Origin of the sequence: Promicromonospora sp. NPDC090134 (genome assembly GCF_044746965.1) — a bacterium.
Taxonomy (GTDB): domain Bacteria; phylum Actinomycetota; class Actinomycetes; order Actinomycetales; family Cellulomonadaceae; genus Promicromonospora.
Genome location: NZ_JBIVCZ010000007.1, coordinates 103,434 through 129,253 on the forward strand (window position 1 = coordinate 103,434; position 25,820 = coordinate 129,253).

Sequence of the window (25,820 nt, forward strand, 5' to 3'; positions counted from 1 at the left end):
GATTGTGAATACCAGGGTGAAACAGCGGGTGAAAAGCGCGCGGACGGAGATGCTACCTGCTATACGGTCGGCGGTCCCTGGCGCACCTTCTCCAGGAGCGACTCCGCAGAGTCCTTCGCGGGGTCCCACCAGGACTCGATCCACCACGTGACCCCGGCGTCGGCCATGGCGCGGGCCTGCTCGGCCGCCTGGGCGGGGTCGCCGGACAGCTTGCCCTGCAGGACGACGTCGAACGGGCGGTCGGTGCCTGTGCCGCCGTCCGTGCCGTCCGGGCTCGTCGGCTCGGGCCGGTTCGCCGTGAGCCACTCGACCAGACCGGCGATGTCGTCGGTCGTCAGGTCGTCCGCAGTGCCGCGCAGCTGCGGGACGATCCCGTCCCAGCGCAGGGCGCGTCGCAGGTTCTTGGTGGGCGGTCGCTCGGCGTCCCAGACGCCGACCGGCCACACCGGGATGCGGCCGTTCACCGGGGGCTCGGGGAAGCGGAACGGTCCCGTGGTGATCTGCTCGCCGGAGACCTCGAACTCCTCGCCCGACCACGACTTCTCCAGCCACGCCAGGGTCTCGTCGAGCAGGGCCGCGCGGTCCTTCAGCTCCGTGGCCTGGCCCGGGACGGACGTGAAGCCCCGGTCGTCGGTCACGCCGACGCCGACGGGCAGCACCAGGCGTCCGCCGGAGAGCCGATCCACGGTGAGCGCCCGCTGCGCGAGCTCCCACGGCCGGTGCCGGGGCACGGCGAACACCATCGCGCCGAGCGTGATGCGTTCGGTCACGGCCGCCGCGGCCGCCAGGACGGCGAACGGGTCGTAGACCGGCATGGCCCACTCGCCGCTGAGGTTGATGGCGTCCCAGGTGAAGAAGCCGTCCCAGCCGTGCTCCTCGATCTCGCGCGCGAGATCCACGTGCTGGCCGATGGTGCCGAAGCTGCTGATGAATCCGAACTTCATCTGTCCTCCTGATGCGTCGTCGTACCGGGGCCGACTCACACGCTATGCCGGACCACTGACACTCGGCCCGGCGCCCGCTGCGGGACGGTGGCGGCGACGGCGTGCGCCGTCCGCGCCGCCGGTTAGGGTGAGCCCCGTGACCAGCACGAGCGCGACGCGGCCGACCGCGGAGATCTGGACCGACGGAGCCTGCAAGGGCAACCCGGGCCTGGGCGGATGGGGTGCGCTGCTGCGTTCCGGCACGCACGAGAAGGAGCTGTTCGGCGGGGACCCGGTCACCACGAACAACCGGATGGAGCTCACCGCCGTGGTCGAGGCGCTCAAGGCGCTCAAGGGCCCCACCGTCGTCACGCTGCACGTCGACTCGCAGTACGTGATGAACGGCATGAAGACGTGGATCCACGGCTGGAAGCGCAACGGCTGGCGGACGGCGAGCAAGCAGCCCGTCAAGAACGTGGACCTCTGGCAGGCGCTCGACGCGGAGGTCGCCAAGCACGAGGTGAGCTGGGTCTGGGTCAAGGGTCACGCCGGAGACCCGGGCAACGAGCGCGCCGACGCGCTGGCGAACAAGGGCGTCGACAGCGTGCGCTGACGCACGACCGGGCACGTCGGGCGCCACGTCCGGCCAACGAGACAGAAGTCACGTCACCACGATTCGCGCGCACCAATACCCTTGAGTCATGGCTTCCCACTACGACGTCGTACTCCTCGGTGCGGGCCCCGGCGGCTACGTCGCCGCCATCCGCGCTGCCCAGCTCGGCAAGTCCGTTGCGATCATCGAGGAGAAGTACTGGGGTGGTGTCTGCCTCAACGTGGGCTGCATCCCCTCCAAGGCTCTGCTCCGCAACGCCGAGCTGGCCCACATCTTCACTCACCAGCAGGACTTCTTCGGCATGTCCGGAGACGTCGCGTTCGACTTCGGGAAGGCCTGGGACCGTTCACGCACGGTCGCGGACGGCCGCGTCAAGGGCGTCCACTTCCTGATGAAGAAGAACAAGATCACCGAGCTCGACGGCCGCGGCACGTTCCGCGACGCGAACACCATCGAGGTGGCCCTCAACAAGGGCGGCACCGAGACCGTGACCTTTGACAACGCGATCATCGCGACCGGCTCCGAGGTGCGCCTGCTGCCCGGCGTCGAGCTGTCCGAGAACGTGGTCACCTACGAGAAGCAGATCCTCACGCGCGACCTGCCCAAGTCGATCGCCATCGTCGGTGCCGGCGCGATCGGCATGGAGTTCGCCTACGTCCTGAAGAACTACGGCGTGGACGTCACGATCATCGAGTTCCTCGACCGTGCGCTGCCGAACGAGGACGCGGACGTCTCCAAGGAGATCGCCAAGCAGTACAAGAAGCTCGGGATCAAGGTCCTGACCTCGACGGCCGTGCAGACCGTGAAGGACGAGGGCTCGTCCGTCACCGTCTCCTTCAAGGGCGTCAAGGACGACAAGCCGGGCGAGCTCGTGGTCGACAAGGTGCTCATGGCCGTCGGCTTCGCGCCGAACGTCAAGGGCATCGGCCTGGAGAGCGCCGGCGTGCAGCTCACCGACCGCGGCGCGATCGGCATCGACGACTACATGCGCACCAACGTGCCGCACATCTACGCGATCGGTGACGTCACCGCGAAGCTCATGCTGGCGCACGTGGCCGAGGCGCAGGGCGTCGTCGCCGCCGAGACCATCGCCGGGGCCGAGACCCAGACCCTGGGCGACTACCGCATGATGCCGCGCGCGACGTTCTGCTCGCCGCAGATCGCGTCGTTCGGCCTCACCGAGCAGCAGGCCAAGGACGAGGGCTACGACGTGAAGGTCGCCTCGTTCCCGTTCATGGCCAACGGCAAGGCGCACGGCCTGGGCGACCCGACCGGCTTCGTGAAGCTGGTCGCCGACGCCAAGTACAACGAGATCCTCGGCGCCCACATGATCGGCCCGGACGTCTCGGAGCTGCTGCCGGAGCTCACGCTCGCGCAGAAGTGGGACCTCACGGCCGACGAGATGGCGCGCAACGTGCACACCCACCCGACGCTGTCGGAGGCGCTGCAGGAGTCGATCCACGGCATCGCCGGGCACATGATCAATTTCTGAGACCGGTCTCCCGGTTTCTCGGGAGTCGAACCTGGTCAGAGGCCCGGATCCGCGGAATTCCGCGGATCCGGGCCTCTTTGCGTCCTGGGGTGTCGTGGACACCTATGGACGTGAGGAGCCCCGAATTGCCCCCGAAGGGGCATGCAGGGGGCACGCCGACACGACCAGGAGGAACCGACGATGGGCCCGACGGCGACGGTACGGCCGCAGAAGCGAGAGGCATAGGACAGGCTGCGCAAGCTGCCCTCGAAGCGCTGGCAGGACCGCCGAAAAGCATTGCGGGGGCGGCGGTCCCGATGCTGGGGTGGCACGGTGACCGACCACGACGACACGACGGCCGTCCGACCGCTGACCCTGGCCTGGGTGAGCCGGCATCTGGAGGCCGGCGAACGAGTCGTCACGGCGGAGGCGCTGCGCGGCGGCATCACCGCCGAGATGCGGCGGCTGACCATTCGAACGCTGGACGGGGACACCCGAGACCTGGTGCTGCGGACCTTCGTCGGTGTCGAGCAGGCCGAGGAGTGGCTGGACAGGGAGGCGGGTGCCCTGACGCTGTTGCCGGGCACGGGTGTGCCGGCGCCCGAGCTGGTGGCGGCCGACCCGACGGCAGCGCAGTGCGAGTACCCGTCGCTCCTCATGACGCACCTGGCGGGCAGGACGGTCCTCGACGACGACGGACTTGCGGCGCGCGTTTCGCTGCTGGCCCGTCAGCTCGTGGCGATCCACGAGCTGGAGCCCGCCGAACGGCCACGGGAGTACGTGACGCTGACGACCGCCGACACGGTCGTGATTCCCTGGGGTGCCGACGCGGCGGGATGGGCGGCGGCGATCGACGTGATCCGCGGGCCTGTGCCGGGCTATGAGGGGCGGTTCCTGCACCGGGACTTCCAGCCGGGCAACGTGTTGTTCGACGGGCCGCCCTCCGGGCCGGCGGGGGTACGGATCGCCGGCGTCGTCGACTGGGCGGGCGCCTCCTGGGGGCCGACGGATCTGGACGTGGCGCACTGCTGCGCCAACCTGGCGCTGCTGCACGGTCCGGAGTGGGGACCGCGGTTCGCCAAGGCGTACGAGGAGGCCGGCGGGGTGCTCGCCGCGGACGCGAGCGTCCGGTTGTACTGGATGGTGCGGGATGCGCTGGCGGCCTCGGAAGAGGTGGGGTTGCTCGCGCGTACATGGCGGGAGGGCGGCAGGGGAGACCTGACCGCGCGACTCGTGGAGGAGCGGCTCGACGCCTATGTCGTTGCCCTGATGGATACGTTGGCCTGAGGCTCTCAGCCGGTTCATTCGCGCGGTGCGGCCGACGGGTGGACCCGCCGACCGCACCATGCTTGGCGACCCGCGCCGTTATGCGTCGGCGCCCTCCGTGAACAGCCGGGGGAGGAAGTCGATGAGCGACTTCTGCCACACGTCCCAGCTGTGCGGACCCGGGACGATGGGTGCGAACTCGTGGTTCACCCCGCGGCTCTCCATGCCGGCGATCAGCTGCAACGTCGCACCGTAGGTGAAGTCCTGCACGTCACCCGAGTAGACGCGCAGCAGCTTCGTACCCTCGTTGATGGCCTCGACGTCGGCGGTGGCCGGCGGCGCACCGAACGCCGACATGGCGCCGATGTAGCCGAACTCGCCCGGGTGTGCCCAGAGCGTGCTGAGCGTGTGGCCCGAGCCCATCGAGAGGCCCGCCAGAGCGCGCTGGTCACCCTGGGAGCTGATGTTGAACTGTTCCTCGGCGGCAGGCACGATGCGCGTCGTGATCTCCGTGGGGAAGTCCACGCCGTTTCCGTTGGCCATGACGACCACCATCGGCACGATGTTGCCGCGCAGGTAGTGGTTGTCGAGGATGCGCTGGACGTACCCCACCTCGACCCAGTCGGTCCACGTCTGCCCGCCACCGTGCTGCAGGTAGAAGACCGGGTACTCGTCGGCACGCTCAGCGTCATAGTCCGGGGGCGTCCACACGTACGCCGAGCGCTGCTCGCCGCCGCCTGCGGTGCTCGTGTAGCTCATGACGCTGACCTCGCCGCGCGCGTCGGCCGGAACCTGCGCGGTGTACTGACCACGGATCGTGTCGCCCTCGGCGGTGAAGGTGCTCCACGTCGGCTCCGACGACACCTTCGTGGGGTTGCCTGCGTCCTTGTGGTCGACGCCGTCGACCACGAACTTGTAGTAGTAGGAGCCACCTTCGAGGGCCAGCGAGAGCCGCCACGAACCGTCGGCCTGCTGGACCATGTGGGTGCGCGGCCAGCTTCCGGCGGGACCGAAGTTGCCCCAGACGGTGATGTTGTTCGCCTCGGCGAACTCGGGGCCGAGCTCGAAGGTGACGACGCTGTTCTCGTCGATCCACGGCGTCGGGGTCGTGCCCGCCGCCGGCAGCTCGTGCTTCACGAACGGCAGGTGACCCTCGCTCGGGCCTTCGTCGTCGACCTCCTGGAAGATCCGCCCGGCGAAGTCGTGCAGGTTCTTCCGCCACGTGTCCCAGGTGCCGCCCGTCTCCGGGTCCGACCCGTCCGACTGGAGCTGCACGCCCGACTTCGTCAGCCTGTCGGCCAGCGCGACCGTGTCGTTGTACGCAGGGTCGGTGACGTTGCCCGCGTACAGGCGGACGACGTCGGTCGAGTCGTTGATCTGCTTGGCCTTGCCCCGCGAGATCGCGTTGTCGTAACCGCCCGAGAAGGAGCCCACGTTGGCGAAGTCCCGGGGCTTGGCGACCACGGCGCTCAGGGCCAGGTCGCCACCACGGCCGATCCCGGCGATCGCGCGACCCGATCCCCTGTCGGAGACGTTGAACGCACGCTCGACGGCGGGCAGCAGCTCCTTCGTCACACCGGCGGGTCCCGGTGTGTCGGCGTCGCCCATGACGACCACCATCGGCTCGGCGTCGCCGTCGAGCGTGAGGTTGTCCATGATCTGGCCGAGCCGGCCCAGCTCCACCCACTCGCGGTAGCTCTGCCCCTCGTCCTGCAGCAGGTACAGCACCGGGTACTGCTCCGCGCGATCCGCGTCGTAGCCCGGGGGCGTCCACACGAGCGCTTCCTTCTCGCGGTTGGGTCCCTTGCCGTACCCGAGCGTCTCGAGCTCGCCACCGCCGGCCACGTCGTCGAGCCACTCCGCACCCGGCCCGGGAACGAACATGGTGCTGTAGGTGGGCTTCGACGTCACCTCCTGGGGCGCGTCGGGGTTGCGGAACGCGACCGCGTCCTGGTTCGCAGCGGGGCGCGCGGCGTACTGGTAGTAGTACAGGCCGGGCTCGAGGGGTCCGAGCGTGGCGGTCAGGTTCGACCCGCTGGCCCCCATGTTGAGGTCGGTCCACGCCTTGCCCGGGCCGAAGTTCCCCTGCACCGCGACGGGGCCGTCCCCGATGCCGGTCGCCTCGGTCACCGCGGCGCGGGGCACCGTGAAGCGGTAGACGTCCGAGATCGGGTTGTTCGGCACCTCGCTCACCCACGGGTCAGCGCTGACCGCTTGCGCGGCGGCGGACGGCGCGGCGAGCAACGCCCCCGCCACCACCGCGGTCGCGGCCGCACCCGCGAGCGTCTGTTGTCCTCGTCGGATCGGGCGGCCGGGCCTTGCCTGAGATCTCATCGCCATTGATTTGCCTCTCGTTCAGACATCGATTTCGTGGAACACGAGGACCGGCGCGACGCCGTGCCTCGCGCATGACAGGCGACCGTGTGGGTACCTCTGTCACGTTGGTATCGGCTCCGGGACGATGTTCTGCCGCGGCCGACTCGGGGGACTTGGGTTGCTGGCACAAGTTCTGCCGGCAACCCAGATTGCCTATCCGTTGTGCCAGCAGCCGACGTTGAAGGTGATCTGGTCCGCCGCCTCGACGAGGCTTGCCGCCGCCTCGACGAGGCTTGCCGCCGCCTCGTCGGTCAGCTTGCCGGCGCTCCGAACGGCGGTGCGGAACCTTCGAGCCATCTGCGTGCTCCCTTGCACGAGTGCGATCCGGTCGGCTGGACTTTAACGTTAAATAAGACCCGCGACAAGACCTGCTCGTCACTAGAAGCGCCCGGGGCCTGCCTGGTGAAGGCCTGCGGTCCGCACCGTTGACACCCTCGTGCCAGGCGCCGAACTCCTCCGGGGCGAGCGTGACGAAGCTCCGGTGGTCCTCAAGCGTGGTCAGCGGAGTCGCGCTCAGCCCGACGACATGACGCTAACGGCGAAAGCTCGGTCAAGGATGCTCGCCGGGCACAGCGGATCTGCCGACGAGCGCCCAGGTCTCTCGCAGTGGCGATGATGAGGTCAGGAGCGATCGAGCAGGGACAGTTCGCGGTGTTCGCGCCAGTGATTGTCGAGCCACTTGACCTGGTCGGTTCGGAGTTGGGTCGTGAGGGGTTGGTCGTGGAGTCCGGCGTACTGGGGGTATTCGGCCAGGTCGGAAGCGACGTCGATCCGGAGGCTCGTGGGGTCTACCGAGAGCAGGCCGTCGTCGAAGAGCCGATGGATGTCCCTGCGTAGCATCAACCCACCGTGCTCGAAGTGCTCCCCGAGCTGGGCGTAGCTGTACAGGTGTCCTGCTTCAAGAACGCGCGGGGGCGCGGCGCCGGTAAAGGCGCAGTTGCTTCCCTGGCTGGCGAGGATGTGTTCCCTGAACTTCCGCTGTCCTCGGCGGACACGAACGATCGAGTGCTCGAAGCCGTGGACGAGTTCGATGTGCGGGTCGGTCGTCGTCGGCCACGACAGGTCTGGCACGCGCGCGAGCAATCGGTCGAGTGCCCGGTGGGCGTTCTTGTTCGCCAGCGCCTGTTGAAAGGCGGGCCACTCGATCTCCCGGACGGAGTTGAAGCTGCCGCTCTTGAGGATGAACGGCCGGATCTCGCCCTCGTCGAGGAGGCCGTCCAGCGCCGTCCACGCGGCGTCGTAGCGGGCGGCGTACATCGTCACGTCGACCTTCTCAAGGTGCGGCGTGTCGAACTCCGACCTGCATGTGGTGTTCGAGCACCGGAACCGTGGCTTGGCCTTCGACGGCGGATTCGGGCGAGTCTTTCCGCATCTAGGGCACCGCTGCATTGTCTTGGTGCCGGGAGCTTCCTCGATCTGCTCGATCACCGAGATCCCGAGGAGTCTTTCACCGTCCCACAGCGCGATCGGGTCGCCCACCCGCAGGCGCTTGTGGTTCTGGACCTTGCTGTCGTACAGGTACTCGATGCCGAGCTGGTCGTCGTAGACCGACCCGCCGTCGGTGGTCATCAGCAACCAAGCGCGCCGGGGGCCAGGAGCGTCCATGCGCACAGCTTTGCACGAGCTGACTCGTCGTGACCGTCAGGTGGGTTCGGGATCGGGGAGTCACCCGGGACTGCTGCACCTGCTGGTGTGCGGCGCGTACGCCCTGGTCAGGGGGCGCACACCCATCCTCCTGGGCTGTAAGTGTCCTTGCGCATCGTGCGCCTCCCACGGTCTGGAAGGCAGACGCGCGCCGGGTGCCCACCGCGTGCGCAGGCCGCTATCGTGCGGGCGTGACTGTTGCCCGCCCGCTGCTGTTCCTCGACGTCGACGGGACCCTGTTGCCGTTCGGCGGACCAGGGATGCTGCCTCAGCCTCGCGACGGTAAGCCGGAGGACCCCAACGCGCCGCGCCCGGAGCTCGACCTCATCGATCCGGCCCTCGGTCCGCTGCTGCTGAGCCTGGGCTGCGATGCGGTGTGGGCGACGGCGTGGATGGGGGACGCGAACGAGGTGATCGCGCCGCGGGTCGGGCTTCCGGTGCTTCCGGTCGCGGACCTGCCGCCCTATGGCGAGCACGGCCCGAACAGTCTGGGGTGGAAGACGCGCGCCTTGGTGCGGGTCGCGGCGGGCAGGCCGTTCGTGTGGGTCGACGACGTCATCACGGAGATGGACCGCTGGTTCGTCGAGGTGGAGCATCCTGGGCCTGCGCTGCTGTTCCAGGTCGAGTCGTCTGTCGGGCTGACTGCAGACGGCGTCGCTGAGATCGCGACATGGCTGCTCGGGCGGGAGTCGTGACGGGTCGCGCTACGCCGCCGACCGGATCGAATGTCCCGACGGCTCCGCGGATCTTCGTGGTTCGCCGAACCTGCGCGAGGTGTCGGGTGCGGCTGGACCAGACGTGGTCAGACGCGGCGTGCACAGGTGGGCGACGGGCTCAGCTCCATGGGACCGGTCGGTGTCGGTGCCGACCACGCTGGCACAGCGAGAACGTGCCCATCGCCACCAGAAAGAACCGCGTCCGCGGTCAGTCGAACTCCGTGAACCGTTCCAGGAGAACGTCGTCGGTGTCAGCCTCGACCGCGACCCAGAGCTCCAGCGCTGGGATCGCGGACCCTCCGCCGTCGTCGTCCTGCGCGACCCACGGCCTGCCCACCGAGGGGTTCTCGCTCGTGCCGTCCGGGTCGGGTGTGTAGCGCCAGCGAGCGTCGCGGTGGATCCGTGCGACCTCGCCCAGGTACCAGATCGCGCCCTGCACGAGGTCGTCCTCGATCTGGGCGTCCAGGGCCTCCGCGGACGGGATCCGCAACCGGATCACCTGCGCGAGCGGAACCAGTGACGCCGGGCTGAAGTCGAGCTCCTGGGCCCGCCCGGTGTCCGCGGCCCATGCGTCGAACTGTTCCCGGCGCGTCGTGATCCAGCGAGTGAGCCAGGGGTCGGGCCGGTCGTCCTCCGCGCGGGTCGGCAGCGCGGGCAGGTCGGAGCGGCGAGGTTCCCAGCCGTCGTCGGTGGCACGGCGCCGGGCCGCCTCCGCCATGACGCGTTCGTGCTCGGTCGCCCAGACGGTGCCGGTGCGGTGGGTGACGGCGTCGAGGACGAGAGGCATCGGCTCGACCGTCCCGCCGGCGTCGAGGACGGCGACGGGCAGGTCGGAGACCTCGTCCCACGCCCAAGCCCCGCCGCCGACGGTCAGCAGCGACTCCCCGAGGTACCCGCCGAGTGCCTCGACGAGACCTTCACGGGGCGCAGCGTCCAGCGTCTCGGTGAGCAGGAGGCGTTCGAGGTCGTGCAGCGAGGCAGCGGAGTGGTCGAGCGTCGTGCCGGAGCCGGCGACGAGGTCCTGCAGTCCGTCGAGCATCGGGCCGATGTGGTCGAGCCAGTGGGCGAGGCCGTCGTCGGGCGCTGTCTGCATGCCGCCACGGTAGGCGGGTGGGCGCCGCCGCCGCCACAGAAGCTCGGCCGCGCCGTCTCGTGTCGACTTTGGTCGCCTTTGCGGAGAAACGGTGTCATGTTGGTGTCGCCGCGCGACGTCCGGCTCGATGGCCGGACGGCCCATCGTCCTGGAAGGAGTCATCGTGTCTATGGCGACCGATGCTCGGAAACGGCTACCGACGATCCTCCTGGCTCTCGCACTGACCTTTTCCCTGGTGACGGTCCCGCAGGCGGAGTCCGCCTCTGCGGCGCCGCTCACGGGAAAACTGTGTCGTGACCTGTTCAACCTGCCCAAGCCCACGGGCCCGCCGCGGACGACGATGCCAGACCCGGCGGAGATCGCAGCGCTCGGGGAGCTGGCCCTGGACTACGTGAACCCGGCCGAGCCGGTCCGGAACGCCGCGCTGCCGAGCGACGATCCCGCGAAGGTGCGTACGGAGTTCGGCACGAAGTACCGGGGAAAGAGCGTCGGCACCGAGAAGCACCTGTTCGCGCGGTGGAACGCCTGGCTCGACAAGCACCCGGAGCTCAAGACGAAGGCGGAGATCAACGGGGCCTTCGACGGGTGGCGCAACAGCTACGTCACGGTGCACGACAACAACGCGCGGGGCCACGCCCTGCACAAGCTCGTGGTCGAGAAGCTCGGGCTGACGGGCGACGACTGGCTGTGCGAGAAGACGCTCGGGCCGAAGGGCAACCAGGTGCGCGTCGACATCGTCCACAGGCGCACGCTGCACGGCTTCGAGGTGAAGGCGGGTTCGGGGCACACCCCGGACCAGCTGGCGAAGTACAAGGCCCTCGTCGACAACAAGACACTGTCCCGCACGACGTACGTCCACGGTCAGGAGCCGGACAAGGCCACCCGGGAGGCGCTCAAGAACGCCGGGGCGGACTCCGCCAGGATCAAGGCCAAGCCCAGGGTCACCAACATCCAGCCGACCCTCCCCGGCGGCGGGTGCGCCACCGGCAAGGTCCAGACGCTCGCCGCCCGCTGCGCGCCCGGCCCGATGGACCCGAGCTCGAAGGGCCAGAACAGCAAGGTGCAGGACCTGGCCAAGCAGACCGGCAGGAACCCGGCCGAGGCGCGGCGGTACCAGAACCTCCAACGTGAGCTCGGCGCGCGCGACTGGGGGTTCCGGCGGCCGGGCGGGATCGACTGGTCGACGCTCGAGCTCAGCTACCTGGAGGTCGACCCCGGCACGGGCGACGTCGGCTACTCGTTCCAGGCGGACGACAACCCCGACGAGGCCGCGAACCCGTCCTTCGGCGGCGAGGAGACCCTGGACCTGAGCTCGGACGCGTTCTACACGTGGCTCGCCCTGCCCGACCAGGTGTTCTGGGTCAACCTCAACCCGGACCACCCCGACCAGGTCACGGACCCGCTGTTCGCGGACACCAAGGCCGCCCGCGTGCTCCTGGAGGCCGACCTGGAGATGAAGCGTGACTTCACGCGGCTCACCAACCCGGAGACCGAGGTCGGTGCAGCGTACTGGGACTCGTTGCGGACCAACCCCGACGGCAGCGTGTGCTGGCCCTCCACCCGCCAGTGGATCTACGCCGCCCCGGCCAAGGTCCGCCAGGAGGGTGACCGCCTGTACATCCTGGATGCCCCGATGAGCGTGGGCAAGGAGCGGATGGAGTTCACCAACTACCCCGACGGCCAGGAGCCGTGCACCGCGAGCGACGAGATCATGGACCACAACTTCCGGATGGCGCAGGAGCACCTCGCCCCCGTGGTCGAGCGGCTGATCAACACCGACCCGAAGTACGCGGACCTGCGCAGCGTCTACCGGGCCCGGGTCGCCGCGGCGTGGGTGAAGCAGCGCAACGAGGCGAACCCCGGACCGTACGACGCGATCATCGACTCGGGCGACGTCTCCCTGTGGCCGGAGGGAACCGGCTGGAAGACCAAGGACGTCTGGGACGACATGATGGAGAACGACTGGACCCGGGTCCAGTTCGAGGTCACCCGGGAGGAGATCGTCGACGGCGAGCCGTACACCTGGACCTATCCGATCTACGGTGGCGTCGAGCTGGACAAGTCGCCCAGGAAGCAGACGCCGACGGAGGAGTTCCGCCGCGACCACCCGGAGCTGCCCCGGGCCGTCCAGGCTTCCCGCGTCGACATCGTGGGCTACGGGGACGAGGACGCGTTGGTCGGTGGTGGCACGGCGCAGGAGCCGATCGAGCCGGAGCCGACCCCGACCCCGACGCCTACGCCGACTCCGGACGACCCTCCGGCTCGGAAGGACCCGCCGCTGGTGGCCACCGGCTGATCCCGGCGACGGAGTGCAGGCCGGCCCGTCGATGCGGGCCGGCCTGCGCCGTTTCACGGGACCGCCGCACTGTCCCGGTTCGATAACGGCCGTCGAGCAGTGCGATGGTGATGTGCTCTCACCGTCGAGGTTCGTGGATGATGACTGCTCATGGACGCCAGAAAGCCGCTGTCGGGCCTCTACGCCCCGATGCCCGAGGTGGGCACGAAGAAGTTCTGCGTGTTCTGCCGCGAGCCGGTGACCCTGGAGCGGGCGGCGTCGGGGTGGCACTACTGGACGGCGTTCGGTGACCCGGTGGACGGCGGCCGGCACTGCTACGGCGGCACGATGGGCAACGTCCACTCGCCGGCCCTGCGCACGCTGCACCTGCCGCTGGCGGAGTCCGACGACCAGAAGTGGGCCTGGCGGTACTCGCCGGAGGGCGAAGGCCGGTTGCAGTAGGGCGCGCCGGCCCATCGTCTCAGAACGGCCAGATCACCGGCACGTACCACACCGCCGCCGCGAGGAACACGAGGGCCAGCGGCAGGCCGAGCCGCCAGTAGTCCCCGAACCGGTAGCCCCCGGGCTGCAGCACCATGAGGTTGGCCGGCGTCGCGATCGGGGTGAGGAACGCGGCGGCCCCGACCACGGCGAGGGCCATCATGAACGGCTGCACGCTCACGTCGAGCGTCTGGGCGAACGACACCGCGACCGGCGCCATGACGAGCACGGTCGCGACGTTCGAGATGAACTGGCCGAGCACGAGCGTGAGTGCGCACAGCACCAGGAGCGCGAGGTGCGGGGAGCCGCTGCCGGTGAGGCGCATCACGACGTCGGCGATCGCCTCGGCCGCGCCCGAGGACACGAAGGCCGCCGACAACGGGATGAGCGCGGCGATGAGGATGACCGTGTCCCAGGAGATCGCGCGGAGCCCCTGGGGAACGGTGACCACTCGCAGCAGCACGAGCGCTCCGGCCGCCAGCAGCCCGACGATCACCGGGGGCACGGCGCCGGTCGCCAGGAGCCCGATCGTCGCGACCAGCACCCCGAGACAGCGTTTCCAGCCGGCCCCGAGCGGCACGCTCCGTTGCAGGCTCTGTGACGCCTCGACGGCGATGACGTCCGGGGAGCGGGTGTACCGGTGGAGCGCCTCCCACGGCCCGCGGACCAGCACGGAGTCACCGGCCTGCAACGACAGCGGTCCTGACGAGGTCGAGCCGCCGGGACCGCTCGACGAGTCGCTGCCACGGCGGAGCGCGACCACCACGAGGTCCTCGTCCCGCGTGGTCATGCCCGGGCTGACACGACGCCCGATCAGGGTCGAGCGCGGCGCGATGAGCACCTCGACGACCCCCGTCGCGCCCGTGAAGAGGCGTGCCGCGTCGAGCTCCGCGGCGTAGCTCTCCCGCCACGAACGCACCCGTTCGCGCGGGTCTGCCGCGACGTCGACCAGGTGTTCCGGCGCCCGTTCCGGCAGGAGCCGTTCGCCGACGGTCACCACGAGGAGCATCGTGACCAGGACGAGCGGGAGGCCCACCAGCGCGAACTCGAAGTACCCGAACTCCCGGCCGCCCGCTTCCGCGGCGACCTCGGAGACGATCACGTTCACCGGGGTCCCGGTCAGCGTCAGCATCGACCCCGCGCTGGCGGCGAACGCCACGGGGATGAGCATCCTCGACGGCACGATGCCGGCCCGCGCCGCGGCGACGACGGCGACGGGCAGGAGGGCCGCGACGGCTCCGTTGATGCTGATGACCGCCGCGAGGACCGCCGTGCCGCCGACCATCGTCGCGAGCAGCGCGGCGCGCCCGAGCGAGGCGCACCGCTCGAGCTGCGTCCCGATCCACGCGGTGATCCCCGTGGTCTGCAGGGCCTCACCGAGCACGAACAACGTGGCGATGAACAGGACGATCGGATCGCTGAAGCCGGACAGCGCCTCACCCAGGGGCAGCACGCCGGTCGCCCACAGCGCCACCGGGACGAACAGCGCCACGACCACGAGCGGCACCCGGTTGGTCGCGAAGCCGAGCACCGCCAGCGACAGGATCACGAAGGTCGCGACCAGGGGATCGATCATGCCTGTCTCGCCCGTCGAGGGTGTCGTCGCACGTGGTCCATGGTCGCACCCGGCCGACGGGTCGGCGGGCGGCCCGGGCGCCGCGCTTGTCGTGATCCGGACCTGCCCCCGGCCCGACCGAGTCTCACCACGATCCTTCTGCACTAGTGCACAGGGCCCCGGTCTCCACTGTCTGCCAAGGCCACGGACCTGCGTCCATACGGTGTTCGCATGCGCTATCTGGAAGGGCCCTTCGCGCCCGTCACCGAAGAGATCACCGCCTACGGTCTGCCCGTCACGGGCCGGATCCCGGCCGAGCTGAACGGCCGCTACCTGCGCAACGGACCCAACGCGCTGGGCGTCGAGGACCCGAGCGTGCACATCTGGGGGATGGGCCAGGGCATGGTCCACGGCGTGCGGCTGCGTGACGGCAGGGCCGAGTGGTACCGCAACCGCTTCGTCCGCACGTCGGGCTTCGCGCCCATGGTGCACGTCATCGAGCACGCGGAACGCACGTTCGCCCTGGCCGAGGGCGGACTCCCACCCGCGGAGCTCGACGACGAGCTGAACACGGTGGGAGCCTGCACCCTCGGTGGCACCGCAGAGGGCTTCACGGCCGGGGCGCACTCGAAGCACGACCCGCTCACGGGGGAGCTGCACTCGCTGTCGTACATGATGGGCAGGGACGTCGTCCAGCACATCGTGACCGACGCCGGGGGGACCGTCACCGGGACCACCACGATCCAGATGTCGCGCTCACCCTTCATGCACGACTTCGCACTCACCGAGAAGCACGTGGTGCTCTGGGACACGCCGCTCGGCTTCGACGGCTACGACTGCCGCTGGCTGCCCGACCACCCGACCCGCGTCGGGGTCATGCCCCGGTCCGGGGGTGACGTGCGCTGGCTGGACATCGATCCCGTCCACGTCAGCCACACGCTGAACGCCTATGACGACGGCGACTCGGTGGTGGTCGACGTGGTCACCGCGGAAGGGCCGTTCGCCCCGAACGATCCCGGTGCGATCCGCCCGATGCTCGACCGCTGGACGATCGGGCCGGACTCGATCCGTCAGCAGCGCGTCGACGACCGGCCGCAGGACTTCCCGCGCGTCAACGAGTCCCGCCTCACCCTCCCGTACCGCTACGGCTACTCGGCGGCGACCGCGCTCTACGGGGTCCCGTTCGAGGCGGAGGGCGTACCGGCGGACGACGCCTTCACGAACGCCCTCGTCAAGCACGACCTCGAACGAGGCACGGCCGAGGTGCACCGGTTCGGCCGCGACGAGGCCGTGGGCGAGGCGGTGTTCGCCGCGGCGGGCGACGGCGAGGACGAGGGCTATCTGCTCACCTACGTCCACAACCCGGAACGCAACGCCAGCGACCTGGTGATCCTGGCGGCACAGGACTTCACCGGCGCTCCGGTCGCCCGGATCCACCTGCCGGTCCGGGTGCCGCTCGGCCTGCACGGCAACTGGCTGCCGGACCGCTGAGGCGTGGCACGATGACGCCGTGACCGACCTGCCGCGGTACCTCCGGATCGTCGCAGATCTCGAGCGGCGCATCGCCGACGGCGAGCTCCGACCCGGTGACCGCGTCCCCACGACCCGGGCGATCATGCTCGAGTGGGGCGTCGCGATGGCGACCGCCTCCAAGGCCCTCGCCACGCTCGGGCAGTCGGGCGCGATCGAGACGGTGCCCCGGGTCGGCGCGGTGGTCGCCGCCCGGCGGCTGCCGTCCCGTTCGGCGGGTGGGCTCGACCGCGACGACATCGTCCGGGCGGCGCTGAGGATCGCCGACGCCGACGGCCTGGCCGCCCTGTCCATGCGGGCAGTGGCGGCCGAGCTCGGGGTGGCGACCATGACGCTCTACCGGCACCTCGACGCCAAGGCAGAGCTCACGCAGCTCATCGCGGACGCCGCGTTCGCCGAGATCGAGTACCCCGAGGCGCCGCGAGGCTGGCGGGCCCATCTGCGTGTGGCCGCCCAGCTCCAGTGGGCGACCTATCAGCGTCACCCGTGGCTGCCTCGCCTCGTCTCGATCGTCCGGCCCGCCACCCTGCCGGGGCTGCTGGAGTACGGCGTCTGGACCCTGCGCGCGCTCGACGGCCTCGACCTGGACCCGACCACCCGGCTGCACGTCTACGGCACCCTGGTCAACTACGTGCGGGGTACGGCGGTGAACATCGAGACCGAGACCGGTGCCGAGCTCGACACCGGGATGACCAGCAAGCAGTGGACCGTCGCGCGGCTCGCCGTCGACGGTCCACTGATCGCCCAGGTGACGGAGCCGGGTACGGAGCTCGACCTCGAGTCGTTGTTCTCGTTCGGACTCGAACGTCTGCTGGACGGCCTGACGCTGCTGTTCACGCTCCGCAGCCGTACGGAGACGTGACGTGCCCGCCCGAGGGCGGTGGGTCCGCCCCCGCGGGCCCACCGGACGGTGTGATCACCGCGGGACGTACCCCAGCGACGCCGCGGCGCCGTCACCCCGGGTCCCGGCCGGGACCAGTGTGAGCACCAGCGCGTCGGCCGCGTCCATGGACGCCGCCCCGCCGTCCGGGCCACGTGGCGCCTGCGCCTCGGCCAGGAGGTTGCCCGGCCCCTGGGCGACCACGTACGCGCGCTCGATGGTGCAGGGCGTGCCCAGCACCACCTTGGCGTCGCCCTCGCCCGTCAGCGTGGTCCGGTTCGTCGCCGCCTGCCACGGCAGGGCCGTGCAGGACGACGTCGTGGTCGCCGAGGAGTCGACGTCGAGGACGGCGAGAGCGCCGGCGGGCCTGCCCAGGTACCTCGGCGTCATGATCCCGGGGGCTTCGGCCAGCGCCGGCACGAGGCCGTCCGCGCGGGCCGGTTCGGCCGTCGGGCCGACCACCGCGTCGACGACGACGCGGACGCGGGTGGCGCCGGCCACGAGCACGAGGCGGTCGGACGTGTCGGTGACGATCGACCACCTGCCCTCGGCCAGCTCACCGCTGTCCAGTGCGGCGCGGCCGCCCAGCACGAGCCTCGGCCCGGTCGTCTCCTCGTCCTCCAGGGGCCGCGCGGTGGCCGGTGCGGCCAGGGCGAGCGTCGCGGCGCCCACCGCGGCGAGCATGGCCGCCAGCTGTCCGGCGCGATGCGTGTTCCGAGCGTTCTGTCCAGTCATGGTTCCGTTCCTCTGTGATCGGACCCCTCCGCACGGAGCCCTGGTACGAGCGACGCTAGGAGCGGGCGCGACGCGAGACATGACCGGAACGGACCATCTTCGAGGGCCGTCGCACATGGTCAGAACTGACCATCGACCCGCACGAGCGCCCGGGCGTAGCGTTGCTGACGTGTCGGGTTGGTCGGCGAGCGGGCTGCGGCGCTGGGGCGAGGCGGCACAGAGCTGCTTCGTCGGACGCCGGGCCGAGCGCGCCCAGCTCCGGAAGGCCTGGGAGGCCGCCCGCGACGGGGCGCGCCAGGTCAGGCTCGTGGGCGGTGAGCCCGGAGCGGGCAAGTCGCGTCTCCTGGCACAGCTCGCGGCCGACCTGCCGCACGACGAGGTGACCGTGCTCGCCGGCACGTGCCCGAGCACGCTCGCGTCACCCTACGAGCCGTTCGTGGCCCCGGTCGCCGCGATGCGGACCGCGATCGCCGACGGCGCGCTCCCGCTGGCGCGTCCGGCACCGGACGAGAGGGCCGTGGCGGACACGGTCGCCCTCCTGGACACGATCGCCGGCGAACGCCCGGCGGGCCGCGCGTCCCGCCGCGACCTGCTCGACGCGGTCGTCACCTCGGTGCGCTCGGCGGCCGCCGTCGAACCGCTCGTGCTGCTGCTCGACGACGTGCACTGGGCTGGCGAGACGGCGTGGGAGCTGCTCTCGTACCTCGTGGAGCAGACGGCGGACCTCCGGCTGCTCCTCGTGGCGGCCCAGCGGGTGACCGCTACCGACCGGACCGACCGCCTCGTGAACCACGTGGCCGGCCTCTACCGCCTCGACGGGGTGCGGCGCCTCGACCTGCCGCCGCTGGCCACGGACGACGTCGAGGAGTACCTCGTGAAGGAGGCGAAGGTGCCGGCCGCCCTGGCCCGCACCGTCGCCGCTGACCTGCACGACCGCACCGGTGGCAATGCGTACTTCGTGCGCGAGCTCGTGCAGACCCTGGGCGCTCGCGGCCCGGCCGGGTTCGTGCACCCGGACGGGCGGGCGCCGCCGTCGGTGCAGGACGCGGTCGAGGCCCGCCTGGGCACGCTGGACCCCGGGGCGCGCGCGACGGTCGAGCGCGCGGCGGTGATCGGCGACGTCGTCGACGCGGAGCTGCTGGTCGTCACGAGCGGGGCCGAGCCCGAGGAGGCGCTCGGGCACCTCGACGCCGCGCTCGACGCGCACCTGATCGAGCCGGTCGACGACATGACGACCGCCGTCCGGTTCCGGCACGCCATCGCCCGCGAGGTCGTGCTGGGCGCGATGCCGTCCGCCCGGCGCGCCGGCCTGCACCTGCGGGTGGCGCGTGCGCTGGAGGCACGCGGCGGACGCGGCGCCGCCCACGTGGCCCGGGTGGCCCACCACTTCGAGGCGGCCCACGTCCTGGGGCACCGGGAGGAAGCCGTCCACTACCTGCGTCTCGCCGCGGTCCTGGCGGCCGAGGGCCTGGCGCACGACGAGGCCGCCGACCTCTACGAGCGCGCCGCCGCGATCGACGACGACCGGTCGCGGGCCGACGACGCCGTGCTGCTCGCAGCCTGGGAGCGCATGCTCAGCGGCGCGGTCGTGCGGTCGCAGGCGCTCGCCGAGCCGATCGCGGACGACGCGGCGTCCGCGCACCGGCTGCGGGCCGCCGTGCAGTACGAGGACGCCAACTGGCGGACCAACGTCGATGCGGGCCGTTCGGTCGAGCTGCTGCGGGCCGCGCTCGACTCGTCCGACGACCAGGACGAGGAGCTCCGGATCCGCGCACAGGCGGGCCTGGGCCGCGCACTCGCCTTCGACGGCGAGGACGAGCCGGGCCGTGTGCTGTTCGAGCGCTCGATCACGCGTGCCCGCGAGCTCGGGGGCGACGACCTGCTCGGGGACGTCCTGGTCGCCTCGCTCGTCCTCGGCAGCTCCGTCACCGACGCCGACCTCAAGCTCGGCCGCGCCATCGAGCTGTCCGAGCTCTGCCTGCGGACCCATGACCTCTGGCGGCTGGGCCCGGCCGCGTCGTACCGCACGCTGCTCGGCTACCAGCGCGGGGACACGGCTGTCGTCCAGGCCGGCCTCGCCGACCTGCGCCTGGCGGTCGAGAGCACCCACCAGCGCTACTTCGGCTACCTCGCGGGCTGCGTCGACTTCTCGCGGGACCTTGCGGCCGGGCGACTGGCACGGGCCGCCCAGGTGTCGGACGAGCTGCTCGAGATCGGGGAGTCCGTGGAGCTCGGCGCGGACGTGCGTCCGGACGGCCAGTACGGGGTGCAGCAGTTCGTGCTCCGCCGGGAGCGGGGCGAGCTGGACGAGGTCCGTGGGCTCGTCAGCAGTGACGCCGACTTCGACGGACGATGGGTTCCCGGCCTGCTCGCGCTCTACACGGAGCTCGGCATGGAGGACGCCGCGCGCCGCGCGCTGTGGTGGCTCATCGAGTCCGGGACGACCCACTCGTCGCCGGGCACCCGCGCGGGCGTCCTGACGTTCCTGGCCGACGCGGCGGTCGCGCTCGGCGACGTCGACGCGGGCCGGCTGGTGCGCACCGCGCTCGCCCCGTACGCGGGCCTCAACATCATGTTCGGCTCGCTTGTCAGTGCGATGGGCAGCGCCGACCGCTACCTGGGCTCCCTCGGCGCCCTGCTGGGCACGGGGGACTGGGAGGCGGAGTTCGAGCGGGCCGAGGCGATGGACCGCGCGATGGGGGCGCACCTGCACGTCGCCCACACCCTGACCGCGCACGTGACGGCGCACGTCATGACGGGCGCCGACGGCTGCGACGTCGGCGCGCTCGCTGTCGAGGCGCGGCGGATCGCCACGTCGGTCGGGTCGCGGCGCGTGCTCCGCATGCTCGACGCCGCACTCGGGGAGCCCGACGGCGTCCGGGCCCGGCGCGCCGACGGGCTCACCGAGCGGGAGATCGAGGTGCTGCGGCTCGTGGCGCAGGGGCTCAGCAACCGCGAGGTCGCGCGCTCGCTGGTGATCAGCGAGAACACGGCCGCCAACCACGTGCGCAGCATCCTGCTCAAGACGGGCTGCGAGAACCGGACCCGCGCCGCGCGGTACGCGGCGACCCAGGGCCTGCTCGACTGACGCCCGGACCTCCGGGCGACCGACGGCTGCTCAGACGACCGGTTCGAGCGCGCCGGACGGCATCATCCGGCCCACGACCTCGACCACCCGGTCCGCCGGCACCCCCGCCGCCGCGGCGGCGCTCAGGATCAGCTCGGCGTTCGGCGCCTCGTAGAGGCAGTACGACTTGCGGTGGTCGAGCGAGAGGAACGAGTACAGCCAGCGCACACCTGTGTCGGCGTTGACCTCGTTGACCCGCTCGAACGCGCCCAGGAAGGGCTCGACGCGTTCCGCGTACGTTCGCTCGATGACATAGAGCGGCATGATGGATCTCCTTCGGTCCGGCCTCACGGGCAGCGCGGCACCGGCGCGCTCCAGGTGGTGTTCGACCGGTTCGAGACGTAGTAGTCGCTGACCCAGCGGTTGCCGTACAGCTTGTTCCACACCGACGTGGTCCCGACCGGGCTCCCCGACGCCTGGCACATCACCGGGGCCAGGGCGCCGCGGCGCAGCGGGCTGCCGGTGGTCGGGAACGAGGCCCCGGGGCCGGTGCGCGCGTTGAGCGAGTCGACGGTCACCTGCCCCGGGTAGAGGCACCGCGGCAGCCCCGGGGAGAACCCGGTGCTCGACGGCGTCGAGACGTAGTAGTCGCTCGCCCACGCCCCGTTGGTCAGCCGGTCCCACACCGACGTCGTGCCAACCGTCTCGCCGGTGGCCTGACACACCACGAACAGCGAGGCACCCGACGCATAGGTGCGGACGGCGGGATAGGACGTCGCCGGACCGCTGCGGACGTTCAGCGGCGTCGCGCTCGTGACCTGGTACGTGCGCGCCACCGTGGCGACGGGCGCCTTGACGGCGTCGGAGTCGATGTTGAGCCTTACCCCGCCCCAGGTCTCGAAGTGGTCGCCCTGGTACTGCTTGGCGCGCTGGTAGGTGGGCCAGTGCGAGTTCGGCGCCGTCGGCCAGTTGGTCAGCGAGGGGTCGCCGTCCCAGCGGGCCATCCAGACGGCGTCCGGCCGGGCGTACGTGGTCCAGTTGTAGGCGTCGGAGAGGTCGCGGATCCCCGAGTCCTGGTGCGCGTACACGCCCGCCAGGTAGCCCGAGGCGTGCACGGTCTTGGTCCACGCCGAGACGTACCGGTGCACGGCGGTCCGGCAGTCCGGGTCGGTGCGGTCGTAGTGCTCGACGTCCGCGTACAGGCCGCTGCCCGGCCGCACGCCCAGGGCCGCGGCCTTCGTGACCGCGTCCGCGCCGTCCGAGTTCCCCCGGGCGATGGCGTTGGCCGCGGTGTAGTGGTTCGGCTTGTTGCCGAACATGCAGTACGGCTGGTAGCCGAAGTAGGTGGGCAGCAGCTTCCACCCGCCCACCACGGCGTCGCGCACCCACGTCCTGGTCAGGTTCGGCTGCGCGCAGCCGCGGTTGTTGCCGCCGAAGTAGATGTTCACCACCCTGTACGGCGACGTGCCCCGCCAGGCGGCCAGCTGCGTGAGCGACGGTGCGGTGCAGGCGTCGAAGCCGAGGCCGTCCGCCCGCGTCATGGTCGACCCGGACGTGTAGTACACCGGCGTCTCCGGCTCGGCGGCCGCAGGAAGGGCGAGCCCACCGAGCAGCAGTGCCAGGCCGCCGCCACACGCCGCAAGGCTCCTGAGGATCGTGCGGGCGGCGGACATGGGGTACCTCCGTGGACAGGCCCCCTCACCTACCTCGGAGTGTGCGTCTCACCAGGTCGCCGCGGCAGAGTCTTTGGTCCCGACCCTGCGGGCCCGCGGGTAAGGTCCGGGCATGGCTGGTTCGAGGGAGGCAGGTTCGGGCGCCGTCGGTCCGGGCGCTGCTGGGTCGGGCGCCGTCGGGTCCCGGCGTTACCGCGACGTGCGCGCCGCGACCGTCGGCGCCCCGCCCGAGGCGGTCTGGCGCGCCGTCCTCGACCAGGTCGAGGTGCTCGGGCGGCCGGCCTGGTACGTGCACCTGATCGGCTGCCGCGACCGGCGGCCCGAGGGGCCGCGCCCGCTCACGGCGGGTTCCGTGGTGCCGGGCTTCCGGGTCCGGGCGGCGGACCCGCCCGATCGGTTGGTGCTCGACGGCGTCCACCGGTTCTCGGTCTACACCCTCACCTTCCGCCTCGTGCCCGACGCCGCCGGCACGCGGGTCGAGGCGCACACCGACGCGACCTTCCCGGGCGCGCTCGGCGCGGTCTACCGCCTGCTGGTGATCGACTCCGGCTTCCACAAGATCGCGACGAGGAGCATCGTGACGCGCGTCCGGCGCCGGGTGGCGGCGTCCTGACATGAACACTCCTTCGCCCGTCAGGCCGTTGTGCCTGGTGATCAACGGTCCTTCGGCCGCAGGGAAGTCGACCCTGACGACGGCGGTCCAGGACCGATCCGAGATGCCTCTGTTGAGGTTCGGCCTCGACGAGCTGTTCCGCATGGTGCCCGATCACTGGGGAGGCGGGCTGGCGGGTGCACGGCACTCGGACCTCGGATTTCGCTACGAGGACGTCGAGGTGAACGAGCGCCACGAACGTGTCCGGCGGATCCGTACGGGCCCGGACGGAATGCTCATGCTGGAGGCGATGAACGCCGCCGTCGTCGCGATGTTGCGGGTCGGTCAGGGCGTGATCGTCGACGGGCAGGCGTTCGAGCCGGAGGTCAACCGAGACCTCGAAACCCGGCTGGCGGCGCTCGGTGCGGAGGGTGCGGCAGCCGTGGCGATCGTCGAGCTCAGGACGGACGACATGGACCTCGCGGACCGCCAGCGCCGGCACGAGCACCCGGCAGGGCTCTCGTTGTTCCACAACAGCCGACTGCCGCAATCGCCTCGACCGGACCTGGTCATCGACACCACGGGACAGGACGCGGTGCAGGTGGCGGACCTGCTCTGGGACTGGCTGGTGGCGTTCTATCCGGCGGCCGCGACCGGGACACGCACGAAGATCGAGTAGGGGTCTGGCCGCCGCGTCGGTGGCCAGACACCGGGCCCACCGACCCGGGTTCACCTGGACGTGGGGCAGGGTTCACGAAAACGAATGTGTCGGCCCCTCGTCGTGCGCAAGGATGACGAACGTGGACCCGCGAGCTGACGCTGCTGCCCTGGTGGCCGACCGTTACCCCGAGGCGCGCTGGGCGCTGCTCGCGGGCAGCGTGCTCGACCCCGGCTCCCGGACGGCGGGCTCCGACCTGGACATCGTGGTCTGCCTGCCGGACGACGCCGTCGGCCACCGCGACGCGCTGCGCTGGCGGGGCTGGCCGGTCGAGCTGTTCGTGAACACCGAGGCGGGGCACCGCTGGTTCATCGCCAAGGAGACGGCACGGAGGCGGCCGACGCTGGCGCGGATGATCGCCACGGGGGTGCTCGTGGCGGGCCCGGCCGGGGCGGTCGACGGCCTGCAGGCCGAGTGCCGCGCGATGCTGGACGCGGGCCCCGGACCGGCGTCGGACACCGCGCTGGAGGACGCCCGGTACGGCGTCACGGACCTGCTGGACGACCTCGCGTACGCGCGGGACGGCGGCGAGGCGGACGTGGTGCGGTCCGTGCTGTGGGAGCGGGTCGGACACCTCGCCCTGGCGGCGGCCGGGCGGTGGGACGGCGGCGGCAAGTGGCTGCTGCGCGAGCTGCGCACCTGGGACCTGGGCTACGCCGCCCGGTGGGTCGCCGCCCGGCACGACGACCAGGCCATGGTCGACGTCGCCCGCGCCACCCTGGACGCGGCGGGCGGACCGCTCTTCGAGGGGTACCTGCGCCAGGCGCCCGTCGTCGACGAGCCGCAGGCGGTCCGGACCGTCCCACCGGTGGTGGTGCGCCGCTCGGCCCGCGCGATCCTGCTCGACGACGCCGGCCGCCTCGTGCTCATCAAGCGGACCGTGCGGGGCCGGGCGCCGTACTGGGTGACGCCCGGCGGCGGCGTCGAACCCGAGGACGCCTCCGTCGAGGACGCGCTGCGCCGCGAGCTGATGGAGGAGCTGGGCGCCACGGCGGACGTCGTCCGGCAGGTGTTCCTGACCTCCCGGCCCAAGGACGCGGGCGTCGCGGTGCACCACTACTTCCTCGCGCGCGTGACCTCCATGGACCTGGCGCTGCGGTCCGGCCCCGAGTTCCAGGAGCCGATGCGCGGCACCTACGACGTCGAGCACGTGGACCTGCGCGACGAGAAGGCGCTCGCGGACGTCGACCTGGTGCCCACCGCGCTCAAGGCGTTCCTCCGGACCAACCGGCACGCGCTGCTCGCGGAGGCGCCGTGATCGAGGTCCCGGCCTCCTTCCTCGCGATGCCGCGCTGGTGGACCGCGACGGCGGCCGAGGAGCAGTGGCTGAACGACCTGCCGCGCCTGGTGGACGCCTGGTGCCGGCGCTGGGACCTGACGGTCGACGGCCTGCCCCTGCACGGTTCGAACGCGCTGGTCGTCCCCGTGCGCCGGGCCGGGGCGCCCGGCGCACTCCGCCTGACGCCCCCGGGCGACGACACCGCCGCGCTCTCGGCGGCGCTGGAGTTCTGGCGCGGCCACGGCGTGGTGGGGGAGCTCGATGCGGACCCCGCGGCCGGGGTGCTCCTGCTGGACCGGCTCGACCCGGACCGTTCGCTCGCGAGCGAGCCCCTGGAGGTCGCGTTCGCCGAGATAGGCCGGATCGCGCGGCGCCTCGCGATCCCCGCCGGCGACGGCGTCGCGGCCGGCGTCGGTCACGTGGCGGACGACGTGGCCCGGCTGACCCCTCGCCTGCGCCCCGCCTGGGAGCACCTGGGCCGGCCGTTCGACCCGGGCGTGCTGGACGTCGCGGCCGACGCCGCGGCCGTGATCCTCGCCGGCGACCGGGACCCGGTGGCCGTGAACGCCGACCTGCACTTCGACCAGGTGCTGCGGGACCGGGAGGGCCGGTGGTGCGTCGTCGACCCCGTGCTGCGGCGCGGCGACGCCGAGCGGACGGCGGTGAACGTGCTCTGGCACCGGGTCGACGAGATGACCGACGGGGAGATCGCGGGCTGGTTCGACGTGCTGGTCGAGGCCGCGGAGCTCGACGCCGGGCTGGCCCGGGCGTGGGCCCTGTGGCGGGTCACCGACTACTGGGTCTGGGGGCTGGACAACGGCCTCACCGAGGACCCGCCCCGGTGCGCCCGGCTCGTCGGCGCCCTGGCCTGACCGCGGCGCGAACCACGCCGGTGGCGTCCCGACCTGCGTTC

The 25,820-nt window shown here is 71.4% G+C and carries 22 protein-coding genes; 13 read left to right on the forward strand and 9 right to left on the reverse strand.

All coding sequences use genetic code 11. From position 1 onward, the window contains the following. Positions 1-59: 59 nt before the first annotated feature. Positions 60-944 carry an LLM class flavin-dependent oxidoreductase gene (locus tag ACIPN7_RS19365; RefSeq protein ID WP_400545822.1) on the reverse strand — a complete coding sequence of 295 codons (885 nt, stop codon included), beginning with the start codon at positions 942-944 and terminating at the stop codon, positions 60-62. A gap of 136 nt (positions 945-1,080) precedes the next feature. Here ACIPN7_RS19365 and rnhA point away from each other — a divergent pair, with 136 nt between their 5' ends. From rnhA to ACIPN7_RS19380, 3 genes are all read left to right on the forward strand, one after another. Continuing rightward, on the forward strand, positions 1,081-1,536 hold the full coding sequence (gene rnhA, locus ACIPN7_RS19370) for a ribonuclease HI (protein WP_377232260.1): 456 nt from the start codon (positions 1,081-1,083) through the stop codon (positions 1,534-1,536). A gap of 88 nt (positions 1,537-1,624) precedes the next feature. Next, positions 1,625-3,028, forward strand: a complete 1,404-nt coding sequence (gene lpdA, locus ACIPN7_RS19375; protein WP_400545825.1) for a dihydrolipoyl dehydrogenase — start codon at positions 1,625-1,627, stop codon at positions 3,026-3,028. A gap of 312 nt (positions 3,029-3,340) precedes the next feature. Then, entirely contained in the window at positions 3,341-4,294 is a 954-nt protein-coding gene (locus ACIPN7_RS19380; RefSeq protein ID WP_400545828.1) for a phosphotransferase family protein, read from the forward strand. 78 nt (positions 4,295-4,372) lie between these two features. Here ACIPN7_RS19380 and ACIPN7_RS19385 read toward each other — a convergent pair whose 3' ends face one another. The 3 genes from ACIPN7_RS19385 to ACIPN7_RS19395 all read right to left on the reverse strand — a co-directional run bounded on the left by ACIPN7_RS19385 (position 4,373) and on the right by ACIPN7_RS19395 (position 8,218). Then, complete coding sequence (locus tag ACIPN7_RS19385; RefSeq protein ID WP_400545831.1) at positions 4,373-6,607, reverse strand: alpha/beta hydrolase-fold protein; 2,235 nt, start codon at positions 6,605-6,607, stop codon at positions 4,373-4,375. 195 nt (positions 6,608-6,802) lie between these two features. Continuing rightward, entirely contained in the window at positions 6,803-6,946 is a 144-nt protein-coding gene (locus ACIPN7_RS19390) for a hypothetical protein (RefSeq protein WP_400545834.1), read from the reverse strand. Between the two features lie 324 nt (positions 6,947-7,270). Next, positions 7,271-8,218, reverse strand: a complete 948-nt coding sequence (locus ACIPN7_RS19395) for an HNH endonuclease (protein ID WP_400545837.1) — start codon at positions 8,216-8,218, stop codon at positions 7,271-7,273. A gap of 266 nt (positions 8,219-8,484) precedes the next feature. Here ACIPN7_RS19395 and ACIPN7_RS19400 point away from each other — a divergent pair, with 266 nt between their 5' ends. Next, on the forward strand, positions 8,485-8,988 hold the full coding sequence (locus ACIPN7_RS19400; protein ID WP_400545840.1) for an HAD domain-containing protein: 504 nt from the start codon (positions 8,485-8,487) through the stop codon (positions 8,986-8,988). Between the two features lie 229 nt (positions 8,989-9,217). On the opposite strand, the gene ACIPN7_RS19405 is transcribed toward ACIPN7_RS19400, so the two are convergent. Continuing rightward, positions 9,218-10,102 (reverse strand): hypothetical protein, encoded by an 885-nt coding sequence (locus ACIPN7_RS19405; protein WP_400545843.1) that lies wholly within the window; start codon positions 10,100-10,102, stop codon positions 9,218-9,220. Between the two features lie 235 nt (positions 10,103-10,337). Between ACIPN7_RS19405 and ACIPN7_RS19410 the strand changes: the two genes are divergently transcribed. Together ACIPN7_RS19410 and ACIPN7_RS19415 are read left to right on the forward strand one after the other, a co-directional pair. Next, on the forward strand, positions 10,338-12,398 hold the full coding sequence (locus tag ACIPN7_RS19410) for a hypothetical protein (RefSeq protein WP_400545846.1): 2,061 nt from the start codon (positions 10,338-10,340) through the stop codon (positions 12,396-12,398). 150 nt (positions 12,399-12,548) lie between these two features. Then, on the forward strand, positions 12,549-12,839 hold the full coding sequence (locus ACIPN7_RS19415; RefSeq protein WP_400545849.1) for a hypothetical protein: 291 nt from the start codon (positions 12,549-12,551) through the stop codon (positions 12,837-12,839). Positions 12,840-12,858: 19 nt separating this feature from the next. Here the strand turns inward: ACIPN7_RS19415 and ACIPN7_RS19420 are convergent, their stop codons facing one another. Next, the gene (locus ACIPN7_RS19420) at positions 12,859-14,454 is read right to left on the reverse strand and encodes an SLC13 family permease (protein ID WP_400545852.1); all 1,596 of its coding nucleotides are present in this window, start codon (positions 14,452-14,454) and stop codon (positions 12,859-12,861) included. A 210-nt stretch (positions 14,455-14,664) separates the two neighbouring features. Here ACIPN7_RS19420 and ACIPN7_RS19425 point away from each other — a divergent pair, with 210 nt between their 5' ends. Together ACIPN7_RS19425 and ACIPN7_RS19430 are read left to right on the forward strand one after the other, a co-directional pair. Continuing rightward, a complete protein-coding gene (locus ACIPN7_RS19425; RefSeq protein ID WP_400545855.1) occupies positions 14,665-15,924 on the forward strand; it encodes a carotenoid oxygenase family protein in 1,260 nt (419 codons plus the stop codon). Between the two features lie 19 nt (positions 15,925-15,943). Continuing rightward, the gene (locus ACIPN7_RS19430) at positions 15,944-16,825 is read left to right on the forward strand and encodes a GntR family transcriptional regulator (RefSeq protein ID WP_400545858.1); all 882 of its coding nucleotides are present in this window, start codon (positions 15,944-15,946) and stop codon (positions 16,823-16,825) included. A 54-nt stretch (positions 16,826-16,879) separates the two neighbouring features. Here ACIPN7_RS19430 and ACIPN7_RS19435 read toward each other — a convergent pair whose 3' ends face one another. Continuing rightward, complete coding sequence (locus ACIPN7_RS19435) at positions 16,880-17,578, reverse strand: hypothetical protein (RefSeq protein ID WP_400545861.1); 699 nt, start codon at positions 17,576-17,578, stop codon at positions 16,880-16,882. A 169-nt stretch (positions 17,579-17,747) separates the two neighbouring features. On the opposite strand from ACIPN7_RS19435, the gene ACIPN7_RS19440 reads away from it, so the two are divergent. Continuing rightward, positions 17,748-20,666 carry an AAA family ATPase gene (locus ACIPN7_RS19440; RefSeq protein ID WP_400545864.1) on the forward strand — a complete coding sequence of 973 codons (2,919 nt, stop codon included), beginning with the start codon at positions 17,748-17,750 and terminating at the stop codon, positions 20,664-20,666. A gap of 30 nt (positions 20,667-20,696) precedes the next feature. Here the strand turns inward: ACIPN7_RS19440 and ACIPN7_RS19445 are convergent, their stop codons facing one another. Together ACIPN7_RS19445 and ACIPN7_RS19450 are read right to left on the reverse strand one after the other, a co-directional pair. Continuing rightward, positions 20,697-20,969 (reverse strand): DUF4242 domain-containing protein, encoded by a 273-nt coding sequence (locus ACIPN7_RS19445; RefSeq protein ID WP_400545867.1) that lies wholly within the window; start codon positions 20,967-20,969, stop codon positions 20,697-20,699. Between the two features lie 23 nt (positions 20,970-20,992). Beyond that, positions 20,993-22,318, reverse strand: a complete 1,326-nt coding sequence (locus ACIPN7_RS19450) for a glycoside hydrolase domain-containing protein (RefSeq protein WP_400545870.1) — start codon at positions 22,316-22,318, stop codon at positions 20,993-20,995. Between the two features lie 112 nt (positions 22,319-22,430). On the opposite strand from ACIPN7_RS19450, the gene ACIPN7_RS19455 reads away from it, so the two are divergent. The 4 genes from ACIPN7_RS19455 to ACIPN7_RS19470 all read left to right on the forward strand — a co-directional run bounded on the left by ACIPN7_RS19455 (position 22,431) and on the right by ACIPN7_RS19470 (position 25,779). After that, entirely contained in the window at positions 22,431-22,931 is a 501-nt protein-coding gene (locus tag ACIPN7_RS19455) for an SRPBCC family protein (RefSeq protein ID WP_400545873.1), read from the forward strand. A gap of 1 nt (position 22,932) precedes the next feature. Next, positions 22,933-23,589 (forward strand): chloramphenicol phosphotransferase, encoded by a 657-nt coding sequence (locus ACIPN7_RS19460; RefSeq protein ID WP_400545876.1) that lies wholly within the window; start codon positions 22,933-22,935, stop codon positions 23,587-23,589. A 121-nt stretch (positions 23,590-23,710) separates the two neighbouring features. Beyond that, a complete protein-coding gene (locus ACIPN7_RS19465; RefSeq protein ID WP_400545879.1) occupies positions 23,711-24,886 on the forward strand; it encodes an NUDIX domain-containing protein in 1,176 nt (391 codons plus the stop codon). After that, positions 24,883-25,779, forward strand: a complete 897-nt coding sequence (locus ACIPN7_RS19470) for an aminoglycoside phosphotransferase family protein (RefSeq protein WP_400545882.1) — start codon at positions 24,883-24,885, stop codon at positions 25,777-25,779. The genes ACIPN7_RS19465 and ACIPN7_RS19470 overlap by 4 nt, the downstream gene beginning before the upstream one ends. Positions 25,780-25,820: the final 41 nt, after the last annotated feature.